We start from the raw sequence: 16,743 nt of genomic DNA, 5'->3' as shown, positions 1-16,743 counted from the left end.
ATCTGCCTTGTTTGTATGGAGCTCTTGAGCGGATTTGAACCGCTGACCTCACCCTTACCAAGGGTGTGCTCTACCAACTGAGCTACAAGAGCGAAACACTTTGTGCAAAATCCGGCAAACTTGGAGCGGGTAGCGGGAATCGAACCCGCATCATCAGCTTGGAAGGCTGAGGTTCTACCACTAAACTATACCCGCGGAGCTTGCGGCTCTCGCTAAAACTGGTGGAGGGAGAAGGATTCGAACCTTCGAAGCTCTCGCAACGGATTTACAGTCCGTCCCCTTTGGCCGCTCGGGAATCCCTCCAGATGTGGCCGGCATTCTATTTGTCTGCCGTCCTAGTGTCAAGCGTTTTTTTCAAATTTTTTCAATCAAATCTGAAACTTAGCTGCTTTGACACCGCTTCCAGTTCTGCCACCTGAGTGGTGTTCCCTGTGAAGCGGGCGCCATTCTATCAAGCTATTCGCCAGTTGCAATACCCTGGCAGAAAATAATTTTGTGTTTTAAGTCTTTGAAATCATTGGAAAGAGCTGAGAGCACCGTTTGGTCCAGCAAACGCTCGCTTTCTGCGGCAACCTTGAGCCAGCGACCCTCCGCGCCAGGCAACTGTCCCAGCACCGGCAAGGCAGTGATATCCAGGCTCAGCAGGCGCTGACGCAGGGCCTCGAGCTGCCCCTGCCCCAAATCGCCGCCGACTACCAGGCATTCGTCACGGCGCTTGGCAGGTGCAGACGCACCCGTTTCACGCAACAGGCGAATTTCTTGCTGATTCCCCTTGTACAGCGACAGCGGGGCGACTTCCTTGACCTTCAGCGGGGCTTCCTGCTGATGCCACACGTAATAACAGACGTTAAGCACCACCAACAACAGAAACAACCAACGCATAGGCACCTCAATTCAGTGGGCAGGCCATGGCCAGGCCAACAAAAACCAGGTCAGGTACAACACGCGCTTGCGGCAGAGCCTCCCTGACCAGTGGCGCATCACCGCCGGTGAGGAACACCGTGAATTGTTCACCCCATAGCGCACGCGCCTGCTCAAGCTGAGTGCGCGCAAAACCCTGCAGCATCAATACACAACCGCGCTCCACCGCCTCTACAGTCGAACGACCTGGTGACAAGCTGGTCAACGCTCGCTCCGCGGAGGCATCGTCGTAGCGGATACGCCGGGTGTGAGTACGCAACTGGCTGCGCATCAATGGCATACCCGGGCAGATGTAGCCGCCCAGATGCTCGCCGTTCGCCGCAACGAAATCCGCCTTGGCAGCCGTACCCAGGTCGATGATCAGGCACGCGCCTTTGGCCAGGTGAAATGCACCCAATGCCGCAAGCCACCGATCCATGCCCAGACGCTGATAATCGTCATAGCCATTATGCACCCCGGCCATTTCCTGAGCAGGCTGCGCCACGCGCGCGTGCACGGCAAACGCTTGCGCGATCAGCGCGCACAGGGCTGCGGTTTCCTCTTCGCTGCGGACACTGACAATACGGCAGCCGGTAAGGCATAGCGAAGCGAGCGCAGCGACTTCCGCCAATAGCGCCTGATCGGAATCGACAATGCCACCGCCTTCAATCACTGCATCAGCGGCATGGATAACCCGCCACTTGATGAAGCTGTTACCGCAATCGAGCTCAAGAATCATCACGCAACCTCAAACTGAGCTCACCACCGCTGAAGCTCTTTTCTACCCCGTCCACTGCAAGGCGCAAACCACCCTGCCCGTCGACGCCAAGAACCTTGCCATCAATATGCGTAGTACCGGCAACCAGCGAGACATTACGCCCCTGCCAGAGATGTGCCTGCTCCCACTCTTCCTGGAATGCGGCAAACCCATAGCGACGATGACGGGCCAATTCGTGCTGTAATTGCTGACTGAGCGATGCAACCAGACGGTTTCGGTCGATTGCCGTACCCACCTCCCTTCGCATCGAGGTCCACTGCTGATCGACCTGGTCGTTGGCCTGCATGTTCACGTTGATGCCAATTCCCAGCACCACATGGCAGACATCGGCGGGATCACCCACCAGTTCCAGCAGAATACCGGTAATCTTCTGCTTGCCAACCAGCACATCATTAGGCCATTTGAGCCCTGCATCCTTCACACCGAACGCCTGCAGGGTGCGCATTACCGCCAGCCCCACCACCAGGCTCAAGCCTTCCAGCTGGCGCATGCCGCCATCAATCCGCAGCACCAGGCTGTAATAAAGATTTTCCGCGAAGGGGCTGACCCATTGCCGGCCACGCCGACCGCGCCCGGCACTCTGGCGCTCAGCCAAGACCAGGAACGGAGCCGCCTGCCCCTCACCGGCGAGCCGGAGGCCCTCGGCGTTGGTCGAATCGATGCTTTCGTAGATGAAAACAGGCCACTGTTCGCCCTCGGCGAAATCAGCGATTGCCTGCGCTTCGAGCAATGCGAGTGGCGCCGCCAGCTGATAGCCACGACCACGAACCTTGTGAATGGTGAGGTTCAGCTCACTTTCCAGATGCTGCAGCTGCTTCCAAACGGCGCTGCGACTCACCCCGAGGGCTGCCCCCAAGGCTTCTCCGGAATGGAACCGGCCATCCTTGAGGAGATTCAACAACTTCAGCATGCCAGTCTCGACTTGGAATAAGGCAGGCATGATAGCCACGGGCTGCTGGCTTGCATAGGAAAAGGGCCGGCAAAACAAGGGCAAACGACCTATGTGGTCCTGGATTTTTGCCTACAAAGACAAAACCCCTACCTGCATGCGCAGATAGGGGTTTTGCGAAATGAATCTTGACGATGACCTACTCTCACATGGGGAGACCCCACACTACCATCGGCGATGCATCGTTTCACTACTGAGTTCGGGATGGGATCAGGTGGTTCCAATGCTCTATGGTCGTCAAGAAATTCTGTAGCCAGAATGTCCAGATGGACAGCCCAGCGAATTCGGATATGTGATAGTTGTGATGCTTTGTGAACAGTGCGAACTTTCGGTTCGTGTCATCTTCACCACCGCAATCTGCATGAGCAAATTGCTTGGGTGTTATATGGTCAAGCCTCACGGGCAATTAGTATTGGTTAGCTCAACGCCTCACAGCGCTTACACACCCAACCTATCAACGTCGTAGTCTTCGACGGCCCTTCAGGGGATTCTAGATCCCAGTGAGATCTCATCTTGAGGCAAGTTTCCCGCTTAGATGCTTTCAGCGGTTATCTCTTCCGAACATAGCTACCCGGCAATGCCACTGGCGTGACAACCGGAACACCAGAGGTTCGTCCACTCCGGTCCTCTCGTACTAGGAGCAGCCCCTCTCAAATCTCAAACGTCCACGGCAGATAGGGACCGAACTGTCTCACGACGTTCTAAACCCAGCTCGCGTACCACTTTAAATGGCGAACAGCCATACCCTTGGGACCGGCTTCAGCCCCAGGATGTGATGAGCCGACATCGAGGTGCCAAACACCGCCGTCGATATGAACTCTTGGGCGGTATCAGCCTGTTATCCCCGGAGTACCTTTTATCCGTTGAGCGATGGCCCTTCCATACAGAACCACCGGATCACTAAGACCTACTTTCGTACCTGCTCGACGTGTGTGTCTCGCAGTCAAGCGCGCTTTTGCCTTTATACTCTACGACCGATTTCCGACCGGTCTGAGCGCACCTTCGTACTCCTCCGTTACTCTTTGGGAGGAGACCGCCCCAGTCAAACTACCCACCATACACTGTCCTCGATCCGGATAACGGACCTGAGTTAGAACCTCAAAGTTGCCAGGGTGGTATTTCAAGGATGGCTCCATGAGAACTGGCGTCCCCACTTCAAAGCCTCCCACCTATCCTACACAAGCAAATTCAAAGTCCAGTGCAAAGCTATAGTAAAGGTTCACGGGGTCTTTCCGTCTAGCCGCGGATACACTGCATCTTCACAGCGATTTCAATTTCACTGAGTCTCGGGTGGAGACAGCGCCGCCATCGTTACGCCATTCGTGCAGGTCGGAACTTACCCGACAAGGAATTTCGCTACCTTAGGACCGTTATAGTTACGGCCGCCGTTTACCGGGGCTTCGATCAAGAGCTTCGCTTGCGCTAACCCCATCAATTAACCTTCCGGCACCGGGCAGGCGTCACACCCTATACGTCCACTTTCGTGTTTGCAGAGTGCTGTGTTTTTAATAAACAGTCGCAGCGGCCTGGTATCTTCGACCGGCATGGGCTTACGGAGCAAGTCCTTGACCCTCGCCGGCGCACCTTCTCCCGAAGTTACGGTGCCATTTTGCCTAGTTCCTTCACCCGAGTTCTCTCAAGCGCCTTGGTATTCTCTACCTAACCACCTGTGTCGGTTTGGGGTACGGTTCCCAGTTATCTGAAGCTTAGGAGCTTTTCTTGGAAGCATGGTATCAACCACTTCGTCGCCTAGAGGCAACTCGTCATCAGCTCTCGGCCTTGAAATCCCGGATTTGCCTAAGATTTCAGCCTACCACCTTAAACCTGGACAACCAACGCCAGGCTGGCCTAACCTTCTCCGTCCCTCCATCGCAATAACTGGAAGTACAGGAATATTAACCTGTTTTCCATCGACTACGCTTTTCAGCCTCGCCTTAGGGACCGACTAACCCTGCGTCGATTAACGTTGCGCAGGAAACCTTGGTCTTTCGGCGTGCGAGTTTTTCACTCGCATTGTCGTTACTCATGTCAGCATTCGCACTTCTGATACCTCCAGCAAGCTTCTCAACTCACCTTCACAGGCTTACAGAACGCTCCTCTACCGCATCATCATAAGATGATACCCGTAGCTTCGGTGCATGGTTTGAGCCCCGTTACATCTTCCGCGCAGGCCGACTCGACTAGTGAGCTATTACGCTTTCTTTAAAGGGTGGCTGCTTCTAAGCCAACCTCCTAGCTGTCTAAGCCTTCCCACATCGTTTCCCACTTAACCATGACTTTGGGACCTTAGCTGACGGTCTGGGTTGTTTCCCTTTTCACGACGGACGTTAGCACCCGCCGTGTGTCTCCCATGCTCGGCACTTGTAGGTATTCGGAGTTTGCATCGGTTTGGTAAGTCGGGATGACCCCCTAGCCGAAACAGTGCTCTACCCCCTACAGTGATACATGAGGCGCTACCTAAATAGCTTTCGAGGAGAACCAGCTATCTCCGAGCTTGATTAGCCTTTCACTCCGATCCACAGGTCATCCGCTAACTTTTCAACGGTAGTCGGTTCGGTCCTCCAGTCAGTGTTACCTAACCTTCAACCTGCCCATGGATAGATCGCCCGGTTTCGGGTCTATACCCAGCGACTAAACGCCCTATTAAGACTCGCTTTCGCTACGCCTCCCCTATTCGGTTAAGCTCGCCACTGAATATAAGTCGCTGACCCATTATACAAAAGGTACGCAGTCACCTAACAAGTAGGCTCCCACTGCTTGTACGCATACGGTTTCAGGATCTATTTCACTCCCCTCTCCGGGGTTCTTTTCGCCTTTCCCTCACGGTACTGGTTCACTATCGGTCAGTCAGTAGTATTTAGCCTTGGAGGATGGTCCCCCCATATTCAGACAAAGTTTCTCGTGCTCCGTCCTACTCGATTTCATTGATAAGAGATTTTCGTGTACGGGGCTATCACCCACTATGGCCGCACTTTCCAGAGCGTTCCACTAATCTCAAACCAACTTAAGGGCTGGTCCCCGTTCGCTCGCCACTACTAAGGGAATCTCGGTTGATTTCTATTCCTCAGGGTACTTAGATGTTTCAGTTCCCCTGGTTCGCCTCTTGCACCTATGTATTCAGTACAAGATACTCAGCTTGTGCTGAGTGGGTTCCCCCATTCAGAGATCTCTGGATCACAGTCTGTTTGCCGACTCCCCAAAGCTTATCGCAGGCTACCACGTCTTTCATCGCCTCTGACTGCCAAGGCATCCACCGTATGCGCTTCTTCACTTGACCATATAACCCCAAGCAATCTGGTTATACTGTGAAGACGACATTCGCCGAAAATTCGCACGTCGCTCTTTCGAGCAGAACTCACAAATTTTACCTTAGCCTGATCCACCAGCAGTGAAACTGGTGTTCAGTCTATTTCTATCACATATCCGAATTTTTAAAGAACGATCTGACAAAAGTCAGAAATCAGCATTCAGTCACGAATGTTCATTTCTGAGTTCTGATCAGGAACAGCATCAGGCCTACAAATGGCCTTGATCGCCTTCGACAATGAATCAAGCAATTCGTGTGGGTGCTCATCAGCAGGCTGATGTCGTCGATTAAGGAGGTGATCCAGCCGCAGGTTCCCCTACGGCTACCTTGTTACGACTTCACCCCAGTCATGAATCACACCGTGGTAACCGTCCTCCCGAAGGTTAGACTAGCTACTTCTGGTGCAACCCACTCCCATGGTGTGACGGGCGGTGTGTACAAGGCCCGGGAACGTATTCACCGCGACATTCTGATTCGCGATTACTAGCGATTCCGACTTCACGCAGTCGAGTTGCAGACTGCGATCCGGACTACGATCGGTTTTGTGAGATTAGCTCCACCTCGCGGCTTGGCAACCCTCTGTACCGACCATTGTAGCACGTGTGTAGCCCAGGCCGTAAGGGCCATGATGACTTGACGTCATCCCCACCTTCCTCCGGTTTGTCACCGGCAGTCTCCTTAGAGTGCCCACCATAACGTGCTGGTAACTAAGGACAAGGGTTGCGCTCGTTACGGGACTTAACCCAACATCTCACGACACGAGCTGACGACAGCCATGCAGCACCTGTGTCAGAGTTCCCGAAGGCACCAATCCATCTCTGGAAAGTTCTCTGCATGTCAAGGCCTGGTAAGGTTCTTCGCGTTGCTTCGAATTAAACCACATGCTCCACCGCTTGTGCGGGCCCCCGTCAATTCATTTGAGTTTTAACCTTGCGGCCGTACTCCCCAGGCGGTCAACTTAATGCGTTAGCTGCGCCACTAAAATCTCAAGGATTCCAACGGCTAGTTGACATCGTTTACGGCGTGGACTACCAGGGTATCTAATCCTGTTTGCTCCCCACGCTTTCGCACCTCAGTGTCAGTATCAGTCCAGGTGGTCGCCTTCGCCACTGGTGTTCCTTCCTATATCTACGCATTTCACCGCTACACAGGAAATTCCACCACCCTCTACCGTACTCTAGCTTGCCAGTTTTGGATGCAGTTCCCAGGTTGAGCCCGGGGCTTTCACATCCAACTTAACAAACCACCTACGCGCGCTTTACGCCCAGTAATTCCGATTAACGCTTGCACCCTCTGTATTACCGCGGCTGCTGGCACAGAGTTAGCCGGTGCTTATTCTGTCGGTAACGTCAAAACAGCAAGGTATTCGCTTACTGCCCTTCCTCCCAACTTAAAGTGCTTTACAATCCGAAGACCTTCTTCACACACGCGGCATGGCTGGATCAGGCTTTCGCCCATTGTCCAATATTCCCCACTGCTGCCTCCCGTAGGAGTCTGGACCGTGTCTCAGTTCCAGTGTGACTGATCATCCTCTCAGACCAGTTACGGATCGTCGCCTTGGTGAGCCATTACCCCACCAACTAGCTAATCCGACCTAGGCTCATCTGATAGCGCAAGGCCCGAAGGTCCCCTGCTTTCTCCCGTAGGACGTATGCGGTATTAGCGTTCCTTTCGAAACGTTGTCCCCCACTACCAGGCAGATTCCTAGGCATTACTCACCCGTCCGCCGCTGAATCCAGGAGCAAGCTCCCGTCATCCGCTCGACTTGCATGTGTTAGGCCTGCCGCCAGCGTTCAATCTGAGCCATGATCAAACTCTTCAGTTCAATACTGCTTGGGTTTTTAAGAAACCCTAAACTTGGCTCAGCAATCTCAAATGACTATGTGATTTCTCGCATGGTCACTTGTGATGCTGATAATCTTTTTGACTATCAGTCCGTACTCACAAGCACCCACACGAATTGCTTGATTCAATTTGTTAAAGAGCGTTTGGTTAAGAGCTTTTCGTCTCAACCGAGGCGCGCATTCTACGCTTTCCTCAGAGCCTGTCAAGCGTTTATTTTGAAGTTTTTTCCGAGAAACCCGTTTAGCTTCAAACACTTGGCTCGCTGCGATCTCTCGTAGCGGGAGGCGAATAATACAGCGTTTAAATCCGCTGTCAACTGCCTTTATCACCGCTGCCGATCTTTCGATCGAAGCCCTTACAGCACCTTCTGAACTACCTAACTCGTTGAATATCAAGGAGTTTGTCGTTCCGTTGTCGCTGGAAGTGGGGCGCATTATAAGGGGATTCGAGAGGGCGTCAACCTTTAATTTCAAGAAAGTGAAATATAGGGGCAAAGACCGCATCAAGGCCGACAAGTGCCTGCCACAACCCTTCCCTCGCCTGTGAGACCCAAGGCGAACAACCCCAAAAACAAAGCGGGGAGGCCTACCGGCCTCCCCGCTTCTATATAGCTACACCACCAGCCGCTCACTCAGCCTTGAGCGTGACCCGCGCAAACGACTTCTTGCCTGCCTGGCACACATGTGTCGCGCCCAGCGCAAATACGAAGTCACGATCCACCACCGCACCATCAACCTTGACGGCACCACCACTCAGCAAGTCCCGCGCCTGCGCCGAGTTCTTCACCAGCCCCGCCCGGTTCAGCACGGCAGCAATCGGCAACTCCTCAGCCGCGGCCACTTCGACTTCCGGCAGATCTTCCGGCAGCTCCCCCTCTTTCATGCGATTACCCGCCGCACGGTGAGCATTAGCCGCTGCCTCCTCACCATGGAACCGCGCAACAATCTCTTCCGCCAGCTTGATCTTGATATCCCGCGGGTTGGCACCATTGGCCACATCGGCACGGAACTGCTCGATCTCTTCCATAGAACGGAAGCTCAACAGTTCGAAGTAACGCCACATCAAAGTATCCGGGATCGACACCAGCTTGCTGTACATCACGCCCGGCGCTTCCTGGATACCTACATAGTTGCCCAGCGACTTGGACATCTTCTTCACGCCATCAAGCCCTTCGAGCAGCGGCATGGTCACGATGTTCTGCGCCTCCTGGCCGTAGGCACGCTGCAACTCGCGCCCCATCAGCAGGTTGAACTTCTGGTCGGTACCACCCAGCTCGACATCCGCCTTGAGCGCCACCGAGTCATAGCCCTGCACCAGCGGATAAAGGAACTCGTGGATCGCGATCGGCTGATTGGTGGTGTAGCGTTTGTCGAAGTCATCGCGCTCGAGCATGCGCGCCACGGTGTACTGCGACGCCAGGCGAATGAAGTCGGCCGGGGTCAGCGTGTCCATCCAGGTGGAGTTGAACGCGACTTCCGTCTTTGCCGGGTCGAGGATCTTGAACACCTGCTGTTTATAGGTCTCGGCGTTGTCGAGCACCTGCTCGCGAGTCAGCGGCGGGCGCGTGGCGCTCTTGCCGCTGGGGTCGCCGATCATGCCGGTGAAGTCACCAATCAGGAAGATGACCGTATGCCCCAGCTCCTGGAACTGGCGCAGCTTGTTGATCAGCACCGTGTGACCCAGGTGCAGGTCGGGTGCGGTCGGGTCGAAGCCGGCCTTGATGCGCAGAGGTTGGCCGCGCTTGAGCTTCTCCACCAGTTCCGACTCGACCAGTACTTCTTCCGCACCGCGCTTGATAAGCGCCAGCTGCTCTTCAACCGACTTCATAGACAAACCCGCAAGGCTCAGATTCAGGGGGAGCCAACCATACAAGATCGGCCGTCAATTACAAGTTTCGCAAAGGAATGTGACCCGGACACGGGGTTGCGGCGTCTATGCGCCCTTGCGTGAAACTGGATTTGGTTATATTTTATACAGTTATTTCATCTTCATCATGTCATTCATCTATTCCATTTCACTTTTTTCAAAGTCACCTTACTCATGACCAACGAACCGCCTAAAGCGCCCCCGCTTTATCCGAAAAGCCATCTGTTGGCCGCCAGCGGCATCGCCGCCCTGCTCAGCCTGGCTTTGCTGGTGTTTCCCTCCAGCGAAGTGGAAGCCAAGAAAACCACCCTCAACCTCGAGCTGGAGAGCCCGGCCGAGCAACTGAAAGACGAATCTCGTGCTGCTCCCCTGGTGCAAACCAATGGGGAGCAAGGCTCGCCGTTCGCCCAGATCGAAGACGCCACCGCCGAGACCCAGAACGCCGAGCAACAAGCCCCTGCCGCCGAACCGGTCGTCGAGGCTGCCAAGGAGCCCGGACATCGCGAAGTTACCGTGGCCCGCGGCGACACGCTGTCTACCCTGTTTGCCAAGGTGGGGCTGCCAACCAATGCAGTACACGACCTGCTGGCGAGCAACAAGCAAGCCAAGCAGTTCAGCCAGCTCAAGCATGGCCAGGTGCTGCAATTCGAACTGGACAAGGACGGCCAGCTGGCGAGCCTGCACAGCAAGGTCGGCAACCTCGAGACCATTCGCCTTACCAAAACCGCCAAGGGTTACACCTTCAACCGTGAAATCAGCAAGCCGGTGGTGCGTACCGCCTATGCCCACGGCGTGATCAAGAGCTCCCTGTCCGCCTCGGCCCAGCGCGCCGGCCTGTCTCACAGCATGACCATGGACATGGCCCGAGTGCTGGGGTACGACATCGACTTCGCCCAGGACATTCGCCAAGGTGACGAATTCGATGTGGTCTACGAGCAGAAGGTGATGGACGGCAAGGTCGTCGGCACCGGCAACATACTGTCCGCGCGCTTCACAAACCGCGGCAAGACCTACACCGCCGTGCGCTACACCAACAAGCAGGGCAATACCAACTACTACACCGCCGATGGCAACAGCCTGCGCAAGGCCTTCATCCGTACCCCGGTAGATTTCGCCCGCATCAGCTCGCGCTTCTCCGCTGGCCGCAAGCACCCGATCCTGAACAAGATCCGCGCCCACAAAGGTGTCGACTACGCTGCCCCACGCGGTACCCCGATCAAGGCTGCCGGTGACGGCCGCATCGAGCTGGCCGGGCGCCGTGGCGGTTACGGCAACACCGTGATCATCCAGCATGGCAACCGCTACAAGACGCTGTACGGGCACATGCAGGGCTTCGCCAAAGGCATCAAGACCGGCAGCTCGGTGAAGCAGGGCCAGATCATCGGCTACATCGGTACCACCGGCCTGTCCACCGGCCCGCACCTGCACTACGAGTTCCAGGTCAACGGCGTGCACGTCGATCCGCTGAGCCAGAAAGTGCCAATGGCAGACCCGATCGCCAAGAGCGAACGCCAGCGCTTCATGCAGCAGAGCCAACCCCTGATCGCGCGCATGGACCAGGAAAAGGCCACCATGCTCGCAGCGAACAAGCGCTAAGCCATGGCGCTTTACCTGGGGGTGATGTCTGGTACCAGCCTCGACGGCCTGGACATTGCCCTGATCGAGCAAGGCGAGCATCTGAAACTGCTCGCCACCCATTACCTGCCAATGCCCGTCGACCTGCGCCAGGAGCTGCTTGCCTTGTGCAGCAGCGGCCCTGACGAAATCGCGCGTGCTGCGCTGGCAGAAAACCGCTGGGCCAGCCTGGCAGGCGAAGGTATTGGCCAATTGCTGGCCCGCGAAGGCCTGCAGGCCGGTGCCATCCGTGCCATCGGCAGCCATGGCCAGACCATTCGCCACGAGCCCGCACGCAGCTTTACCGTGCAGATCGGCAACCCGGCGCTGCTGGCCGAGCTTACCGGCATCAGCGTGGTCGCCGACTTCCGCAGGCGCGACGTTGCTGCCGGTGGCCAAGGTGCGCCGCTGGTGCCCGCCTTCCACGAAACCCTGTTCAGCCACCTCGGCCAGCGTCTGGCGGTGCTCAACGTGGGCGGTTTCAGCAACCTGAGCCTGATCGAGCAAGACCAGCCGGTCCACGGCTTCGACTGCGGCCCCGGTAACGTGCTGCTGGATGCCTGGATCGAGCGCAAGCGCGGCGCGACCTACGATGCCGATGGCGCCTGGGCCGCTTCCGGTGCAGTGCAGGCGGACTTGCTGCGCACACTGCTGGCCGACCCGTTCTTTGCCGGGAGCGGCCCGAAAAGCACTGGCCGCGAAGTGTTCAACCTGCACTGGCTGGATGGCCACCTCGCCCGCCTGCCCGCTTACCGCGACGAGGATGTGCAGGCAACGCTGCTGGAGCTGACCGCACGCAGCATCATCGACTCGCTGAGCAATGCCCAGAAGAGCACCGAAGCACTGCTGGTCTGCGGGGGTGGTGCGCGTAACGGGGCACTGATGGCCCGCCTCGGCCAGCTGCTGCCGGCAGCCCGCGTCGCCAGTACCGGCGCCCATGGCATAGACCCGGACTGGGTAGAGGCCATGGCATTCGCCTGGCTTGCCCACTGCTGCCTGGAAGGCATCGCTGCCAACCGTCCCAGCGTCACTGCCGCCAGGGGCCTGCGCGTACTTGGCGCGATCTACCCGGCCTGACGGTTACGCCACAAAGTAAAACGCCGCGCAATTGCGCGGCGTTTTCATAAGCTCAGGGCTCAAATCGAGAACGAGGAACCGCAGCCACACGTGGTGGAGGCGTTAGGGTTCTTGATCACGAAACGCGAACCTTCCAGGCCTTCCTGGTAGTCCACCTCGGCGCCAGCCAGATACTGGAAGCTCATCGGGTCGACCACCAGAGACACGCCCTCGCGCTCGACAATGGTGTCATCCTCGGCGACATCTTCATCGAAGGTGAAGCCATACTGGAAGCCCGAACAGCCGCCACCGGTGACGAACACGCGCAGCTTCAGACGATCGTTGCCTTCTTCGGAAACCAGGTTCTTCACCTTTTGTGCAGCGCCGTGGGTGAATTCCAAAGCCGTAGGGGTGAAGGTTTCGACGCTCATGTTGATTCTCCCGGCGCGGTAGCCGCCATAAAACTCGATGACGCGCATTATCCGCTTCTCCGAGAAAATTGGTCAAGAATTGTGCGCCTTTAGTCGTGACCGACAAAAAGGCCCGCACATGGCGGGCCTTTTCCTGCACCACAGGCTTACGGCAGCAGGCCGGCGTGCGACAGGCCCATGCGCTCGTCCAGGCCGAACAGGATGTTCAGGTTCTGCACCGCCTGGCCGGACGCGCCTTTGACCAGGTTGTCGATCACCGACAGCACCACCACCAGATCGCCGCCCTGTGGGCGATGCACAGCAATGCGGCAGACGTTGGCGCCGCGCACGCTGCGGGTTTCCGGATGGCTACCCGCCGGCATCACGTCGACGAACGGTTCATCGGCGTAGCGCTTCTCGAACAGCGCCTGCAGGTCGACCGAAGTATCGGCAACGGTTGCGTACAGGGTGGCGTGAATGCCACGGATCATGGGTGTCAGATGCGGCACGAAGGTCAGACCGATGTCCTTGCCGGCAGCCAGGCGCAGGCCTTGGCTGATTTCTGGCAGGTGGCGGTGCCCCTTGACCGCGTAAGCCTTCATGCTCTCGCCAGCCTCACAGAACAACGAACCCACCGCCGCACCCCGGCCAGCACCGCTGACACCCGACTTGCAGTCGGCGATCAGGCGCGACGGGTCGGCCAGGCCAGCTTCGAGCAGCGGCAGGAAGCCCAGCTGGGTCGCGGTCGGGTAGCAACCCGGTACGGCGATCAGGCGCGCCTGGCGGATTTTCTCGCGGTTGACTTCAGGCAGGCCGTACACCGCGTCCTTGAGCAGCTCTGGCGCACCGTGTGGTTGACCGTACCATTTGCCCCACTCGGTGGCATCCTGCAGACGGAAATCGGCCGACAGGTCGATCACCTTGGTGCCCGCCGCCAGCAACTCGCCGGCCAAGGCGTGGGCAACACCGTGCGGTGTGGCGAAGAAAACCACATCACAGGCAGCCAGGGCCTTGCTGTCCGGCACGCTGAACGCCAGCCCGTCATAGTGGCCGCGCAGGTTCGGGTACATATCCGCCACCGCCACGCCCGCCTCGGAGCGCGAAGTGATGACCGCCACTTCGGCCTGTGGATGCTGTGCCAGCAGACGCAACAGTTCGACGCCGGTGTAACCCGTGCCGCCGACGATACCGACCTTGATCATAACGCTTGCCCCTTATCAACGAGCCGTCTGGAAAGCGCACGATAATAGGGGCGCACAGCGTCTGTAACAACTCTTGGGGTGCCCCTGTGGGCGCTTGACCACTACTATCTGACGACCGTGATTACCTGAAGGAACTCCCTCCATGCTTTACCTATGGATCAAAGCGCTGCATATCGTCAGCGTGGTCTGCTGGTTCGCCGGCCTGTTCTACCTGCCGCGGCTTTTCGTCTACCACGCCCAGAGCCAGGACAGCGTCAGCCAGGAACGCTTCGTGACCATGGAGCGCAAGTTGTACCGCGGCATCATGAACCCGGCGATGATTGCCACCTACGTGTTCGGTGCCTGGATGCTGTACCTCACCCCAGGCTGGCTGAGCCAGGGCTGGCTGCATGCCAAGCTCACCCTGGTCATCCTGCTGACCGGCTACCATCACATGTGCGGCGCCCAACGCAAACGCTTCGCCAACGGAGGCAACACCCGCAGCCACGTCTACTATCGCTGGTTCAACGAAGTGCCCGTGCTGTTCCTGCTGGGCATCGTAATTCTGGTGGTGGTCAAACCGTTCTGACATAGCCACCCGCCCAAGGAGCCTTGCCATGTCGCTACCCGCCTCGCTCGAACAACGCCTGCGCCTGCCTGTGGTTGCCGCGCCGATGTTCCTCATCTCCAACCCCAAGCTGGTGCTGGCCTGCTGCGCCAGCGGTGTGGTCGGCAGTTTCCCGGCCCTGAACCAGCGCGACAGCGCCGGCTTCAAGGCCTGGCTGGAGCAGATCGGGGCTGGGCTGGCGCAACTTCAAGCGCCAGCGCCCTACGCCGTCAACCTGATCGTTCACCCGACCAACCCGCGGCTACAGGCAGACCTGGCCCTGTGCGTGGAGCACCGCGTGCCGATCGTCATTACCAGCCTGGGGGCGGTGAAAGAAGTGGTCGATGCGGTGCACAGCTACGGCGGGCTGGTGTTCCACGATGTCACTACTCGCCGCCATGCGGAAAAAGCCGCCGAAGCCGGTGTCGATGGCCTGATCGCAGTCGCCGCTGGCGCGGGCGGCCATGCCGGCACCTGGAGCCCGTTCGCCCTGGCTGCGGAGATTCGCCAGTTCTTCGACAAGACCCTGCTGCTGGCCGGCTGTATCAACCACGGCCACGAAATCGTGGCCGCGCAGCTGCTGGGGGCAGACCTTGCCTACATGGGCACGCGCTTCATTGCCACCACAGAAAGCCAGGCCCAGGACGCCTACAAGCAAATGCTGGTGCATGCCCACGCCGTCGACATCATCCACACCCCAGCAGTGTCCGGCATCCCTGCCAGCTTCCTGCGCCCGAGCCTGGAGCAGGCCGGCTATGACATGAACGCCCTCCAAAACGCCCACGAAACCGGCAAACTGAAACCCATAGACGACGAGGCCAAAGCCTGGAAGACCGTATGGTCGGCTGGCCAGGGGGTCGGCGGCATCACCGATCTGCCCAGCGCCAGCTTGCTGATCGAACGCCTCCATAACGAGTACCAACACGCACTGGAACGCTGCCAGGGCTTGCGCTTGCGCACCGTGTAGCAAAAGGCAACACCTTGCCCGGCCAAGTTGTACACTAGGCGCCTTCTACAGCCCCCAGGAGCCTTGCATGACCCGTTACGCCATGATCACTGGTGCTTCCAGCGGCCTGGGCCTGGCCCTGGCGGAAGCCCTGGCACGGCGCGGGCGCAACCTGATCCTGGTGGCACGCCAGCGTGAAACGCTGGAACCTGTGGCCATGGAGCTGACCCAGCGTTTCGGCGTCGAGGTGCTGTTCCGCGCCTGCGACCTCAGCCAGCCCCTGCGCCTGTCAGGCTTCGTGCTGGAACTGGAAGAAGGCGAACGGCGTATCGACTTGCTGGTCAACTGTGCCGGCCTGCGTACCTACGGGCCGCTGCTGGCCCACGAGTGGGCCGACGAGCAGGACCTGCTGGAGGTAAACGTGCTGGCCCTGAGCCGTCTTTGCCACGCCATTGGCAACCTGATGGCCGTGCAGGGTGGCGGGCAGATCCTCAACGTCGCCGGCCTGGCCGGGGTGGCACCTGGGCCGTGGATGGCAGCCTATGCTGCCAGCAAGGCCTACGTCCTGAGTTTCTCCCAGGCACTGCGCGAAGAACTCAAGCGCACGGGCATCAAGGTCTCGGTGCTATGCCCCGGCCCGGTGCGCTCCTCGCGCCGGCGTATTCCACGGCTCGATGGCAAGCCGCGCTGCCTCGGCGCAGAGGAAGTAGCGCTGTACACCGTGCGCGCCCTGGACAAGAACCGCGCGCTGATCATGCCCGGCCGGCGCAACCGCTGGCTGGCGTTTGCCCCGCGCCTGCTGCCACGCTGGCTGGTGCGCAAGCTGGCCGGGGCCATCCACCGCCGCTACTGCCCCGCCGGCATGGAATAGCCACTGGGCGCGCGGCGCCTGGCTGAGTACACTCGGCCCGACCCTCACCATGGAGCAAGTGCTGTGGACGATCTATTCCTCAAAATCATCAACCGGGAAATCCCGGCGGATATCATCTACGAAGACGACCAGATCCTGGCCTTCAAGGACATTGCACCCGCGGCACCGGTACATTTTCTGGTTATCCCGAAGAAACACATCCGTACCCTCAATGACCTGTCCGAAGAGGACAAGGCCCTGGCCGGCCACATCCTGTTCACCGCCCAGCGCCTGGCTGTGGAGCAAGGCTGCGAGGAAGGTTTCCGCGTGGTCATGAACTGCAACCCGAAAGGTGGCCAGACCGTCTACCACATCCACATGCACGTGCTTGGCCAGCGCCAGATGAACTGGCCACCGGGCTGATCCACGGCAAG

12 protein-coding genes, 3 tRNA genes and 3 rRNA genes are annotated in these 16,743 nt (G+C 58.2%); 6 read left to right on the top strand and 12 right to left on the bottom strand.

Features of this window, described 5'->3' with window-relative positions; all coding sequences use genetic code 11:
* Positions 1-16: 16 nt before the first annotated feature.
* The 10 genes from AC5O5R_RS02260 to tyrS all read right to left on the bottom strand — a co-directional run bounded on the left by AC5O5R_RS02260 (position 17) and on the right by tyrS (position 9,606).
* A tRNA-Thr gene (locus tag AC5O5R_RS02260) sits at positions 17-92 on the bottom strand.
* A gap of 29 nt (positions 93-121) precedes the next feature.
* Positions 122-195: transfer RNA gene (locus tag AC5O5R_RS02255), tRNA-Gly, on the bottom strand.
* 24 nt (positions 196-219) lie between these two features.
* Positions 220-303 (bottom strand) — tRNA-Tyr (locus tag AC5O5R_RS02250).
* 153 nt (positions 304-456) lie between these two features.
* Positions 457-882, bottom strand: a complete 426-nt coding sequence (locus AC5O5R_RS02245) for a hypothetical protein (RefSeq protein WP_172221105.1) — start codon at positions 880-882, stop codon at positions 457-459.
* Positions 883-889: 7 nt separating this feature from the next.
* The gene (locus AC5O5R_RS02240) at positions 890-1,639 is read right to left on the bottom strand and encodes a pantothenate kinase (protein ID WP_172221102.1); all 750 of its coding nucleotides are present in this window, start codon (positions 1,637-1,639) and stop codon (positions 890-892) included.
* A complete protein-coding gene (birA, locus tag AC5O5R_RS02235) occupies positions 1,629-2,588 on the bottom strand; it encodes a bifunctional biotin--[acetyl-CoA-carboxylase] ligase/biotin operon repressor BirA (protein WP_172221099.1) in 960 nt (319 codons plus the stop codon). Before birA ends, AC5O5R_RS02240 begins: the two co-directional genes overlap by 11 nt.
* A 165-nt stretch (positions 2,589-2,753) precedes the next feature.
* Positions 2,754-2,869, bottom strand: a 5S ribosomal RNA gene (gene rrf / locus AC5O5R_RS02230).
* A gap of 143 nt (positions 2,870-3,012) precedes the next feature.
* A 23S ribosomal RNA gene (locus tag AC5O5R_RS02225) occupies positions 3,013-5,904 on the bottom strand.
* A 318-nt stretch (positions 5,905-6,222) separates the two neighbouring features.
* Positions 6,223-7,759, bottom strand: a 16S ribosomal RNA gene (locus AC5O5R_RS02220).
* The 16S, 23S and 5S rRNA genes sit together here, the layout of an rRNA operon.
* 647 nt (positions 7,760-8,406) lie before the next feature.
* Positions 8,407-9,606, bottom strand: coding sequence for a tyrosine--tRNA ligase (gene tyrS / locus AC5O5R_RS02215; RefSeq protein WP_172233284.1), 1,200 nt, complete (start codon positions 9,604-9,606; stop codon positions 8,407-8,409).
* Positions 9,607-9,819: 213 nt separating this feature from the next.
* Here tyrS and AC5O5R_RS02210 point away from each other — a divergent pair, with 213 nt between their 5' ends.
* A complete protein-coding gene (locus tag AC5O5R_RS02210) occupies positions 9,820-11,241 on the top strand; it encodes a peptidoglycan DD-metalloendopeptidase family protein (RefSeq protein WP_172286700.1) in 1,422 nt (473 codons plus the stop codon).
* A 3-nt stretch (positions 11,242-11,244) separates the two neighbouring features.
* Positions 11,245-12,336, top strand: coding sequence for an anhydro-N-acetylmuramic acid kinase (locus tag AC5O5R_RS02205; protein WP_172229745.1), 1,092 nt, complete (start codon positions 11,245-11,247; stop codon positions 12,334-12,336).
* Between the two features lie 59 nt (positions 12,337-12,395).
* Here the strand turns inward: AC5O5R_RS02205 and erpA are convergent, their stop codons facing one another.
* Together erpA and argC are read right to left on the bottom strand one after the other, a co-directional pair.
* Positions 12,396-12,746, bottom strand: a complete 351-nt coding sequence (gene erpA / locus AC5O5R_RS02200) for an iron-sulfur cluster insertion protein ErpA (RefSeq protein WP_172229747.1) — start codon at positions 12,744-12,746, stop codon at positions 12,396-12,398.
* 146 nt (positions 12,747-12,892) lie between these two features.
* Positions 12,893-13,927, bottom strand: coding sequence for an N-acetyl-gamma-glutamyl-phosphate reductase (gene argC / locus AC5O5R_RS02195; protein WP_008089527.1), 1,035 nt, complete (start codon positions 13,925-13,927; stop codon positions 12,893-12,895).
* Between the two features lie 142 nt (positions 13,928-14,069).
* Here argC and hemJ point away from each other — a divergent pair, with 142 nt between their 5' ends.
* The 4 genes from hemJ (at position 14,070) to AC5O5R_RS02175 (ending at position 16,732) form a co-directional block, all read left to right on the top strand.
* A complete protein-coding gene (gene hemJ, locus AC5O5R_RS02190; protein WP_172229749.1) occupies positions 14,070-14,495 on the top strand; it encodes a protoporphyrinogen oxidase HemJ in 426 nt (141 codons plus the stop codon).
* 28 nt (positions 14,496-14,523) lie between these two features.
* Positions 14,524-15,480 (top strand): NAD(P)H-dependent flavin oxidoreductase, encoded by a 957-nt coding sequence (locus tag AC5O5R_RS02185; RefSeq protein ID WP_172229751.1) that lies wholly within the window; start codon positions 14,524-14,526, stop codon positions 15,478-15,480.
* A 67-nt stretch (positions 15,481-15,547) separates the two neighbouring features.
* Complete coding sequence (locus AC5O5R_RS02180) at positions 15,548-16,330, top strand: SDR family NAD(P)-dependent oxidoreductase (protein ID WP_172229753.1); 783 nt, start codon at positions 15,548-15,550, stop codon at positions 16,328-16,330.
* Positions 16,331-16,393: 63 nt separating this feature from the next.
* On the top strand, positions 16,394-16,732 hold the full coding sequence (locus tag AC5O5R_RS02175; RefSeq protein ID WP_172229755.1) for a histidine triad nucleotide-binding protein: 339 nt from the start codon (positions 16,394-16,396) through the stop codon (positions 16,730-16,732).
* Positions 16,733-16,743 lie beyond the last annotated feature (11 nt).

The organism is Pseudomonas sp. 8_5_2, from assembly GCF_059295255.1.
Note: the sequence above shows the minus strand (reverse complement) of the source record. Positions and strands in the feature narration are given on the sequence as shown.

Bases quoted from the DNA above. Each gene is read 5' to 3' on its own strand.
- AC5O5R_RS02245 (WP_172221105.1), bottom strand. From the start codon at position 882: ATGCGTTGGTTGTTTCTGTTGTTGGTGGTGCTTAACGTCTGTTATTAC.
- AC5O5R_RS02240 (WP_172221102.1), bottom strand. From the start codon at position 1,639: ATGATTCTTGAGCTCGATTGCGGTAACAGCTTCATCAAGTGGCGGGTT.
- birA (WP_172221099.1), bottom strand. From the start codon at position 2,588: ATGCTGAAGTTGTTGAATCTCCTCAAGGATGGCCGGTTCCATTCCGGA.
- tyrS (WP_172233284.1), bottom strand. From the start codon at position 9,606: ATGAAGTCGGTTGAAGAGCAGCTGGCGCTTATCAAGCGCGGTGCGGAA.
- AC5O5R_RS02210 (WP_172286700.1), top strand. From the start codon at position 9,820: ATGACCAACGAACCGCCTAAAGCGCCCCCGCTTTATCCGAAAAGCCAT.
- AC5O5R_RS02205 (WP_172229745.1), top strand. From the start codon at position 11,245: ATGGCGCTTTACCTGGGGGTGATGTCTGGTACCAGCCTCGACGGCCTG.
- erpA (WP_172229747.1), bottom strand. From the start codon at position 12,746: ATGAGCGTCGAAACCTTCACCCCTACGGCTTTGGAATTCACCCACGGC.
- argC (WP_008089527.1), bottom strand. From the start codon at position 13,927: ATGATCAAGGTCGGTATCGTCGGCGGCACGGGTTACACCGGCGTCGAA.
- hemJ (WP_172229749.1), top strand. From the start codon at position 14,070: ATGCTTTACCTATGGATCAAAGCGCTGCATATCGTCAGCGTGGTCTGC.
- AC5O5R_RS02185 (WP_172229751.1), top strand. From the start codon at position 14,524: ATGTCGCTACCCGCCTCGCTCGAACAACGCCTGCGCCTGCCTGTGGTT.
- AC5O5R_RS02180 (WP_172229753.1), top strand. From the start codon at position 15,548: ATGACCCGTTACGCCATGATCACTGGTGCTTCCAGCGGCCTGGGCCTG.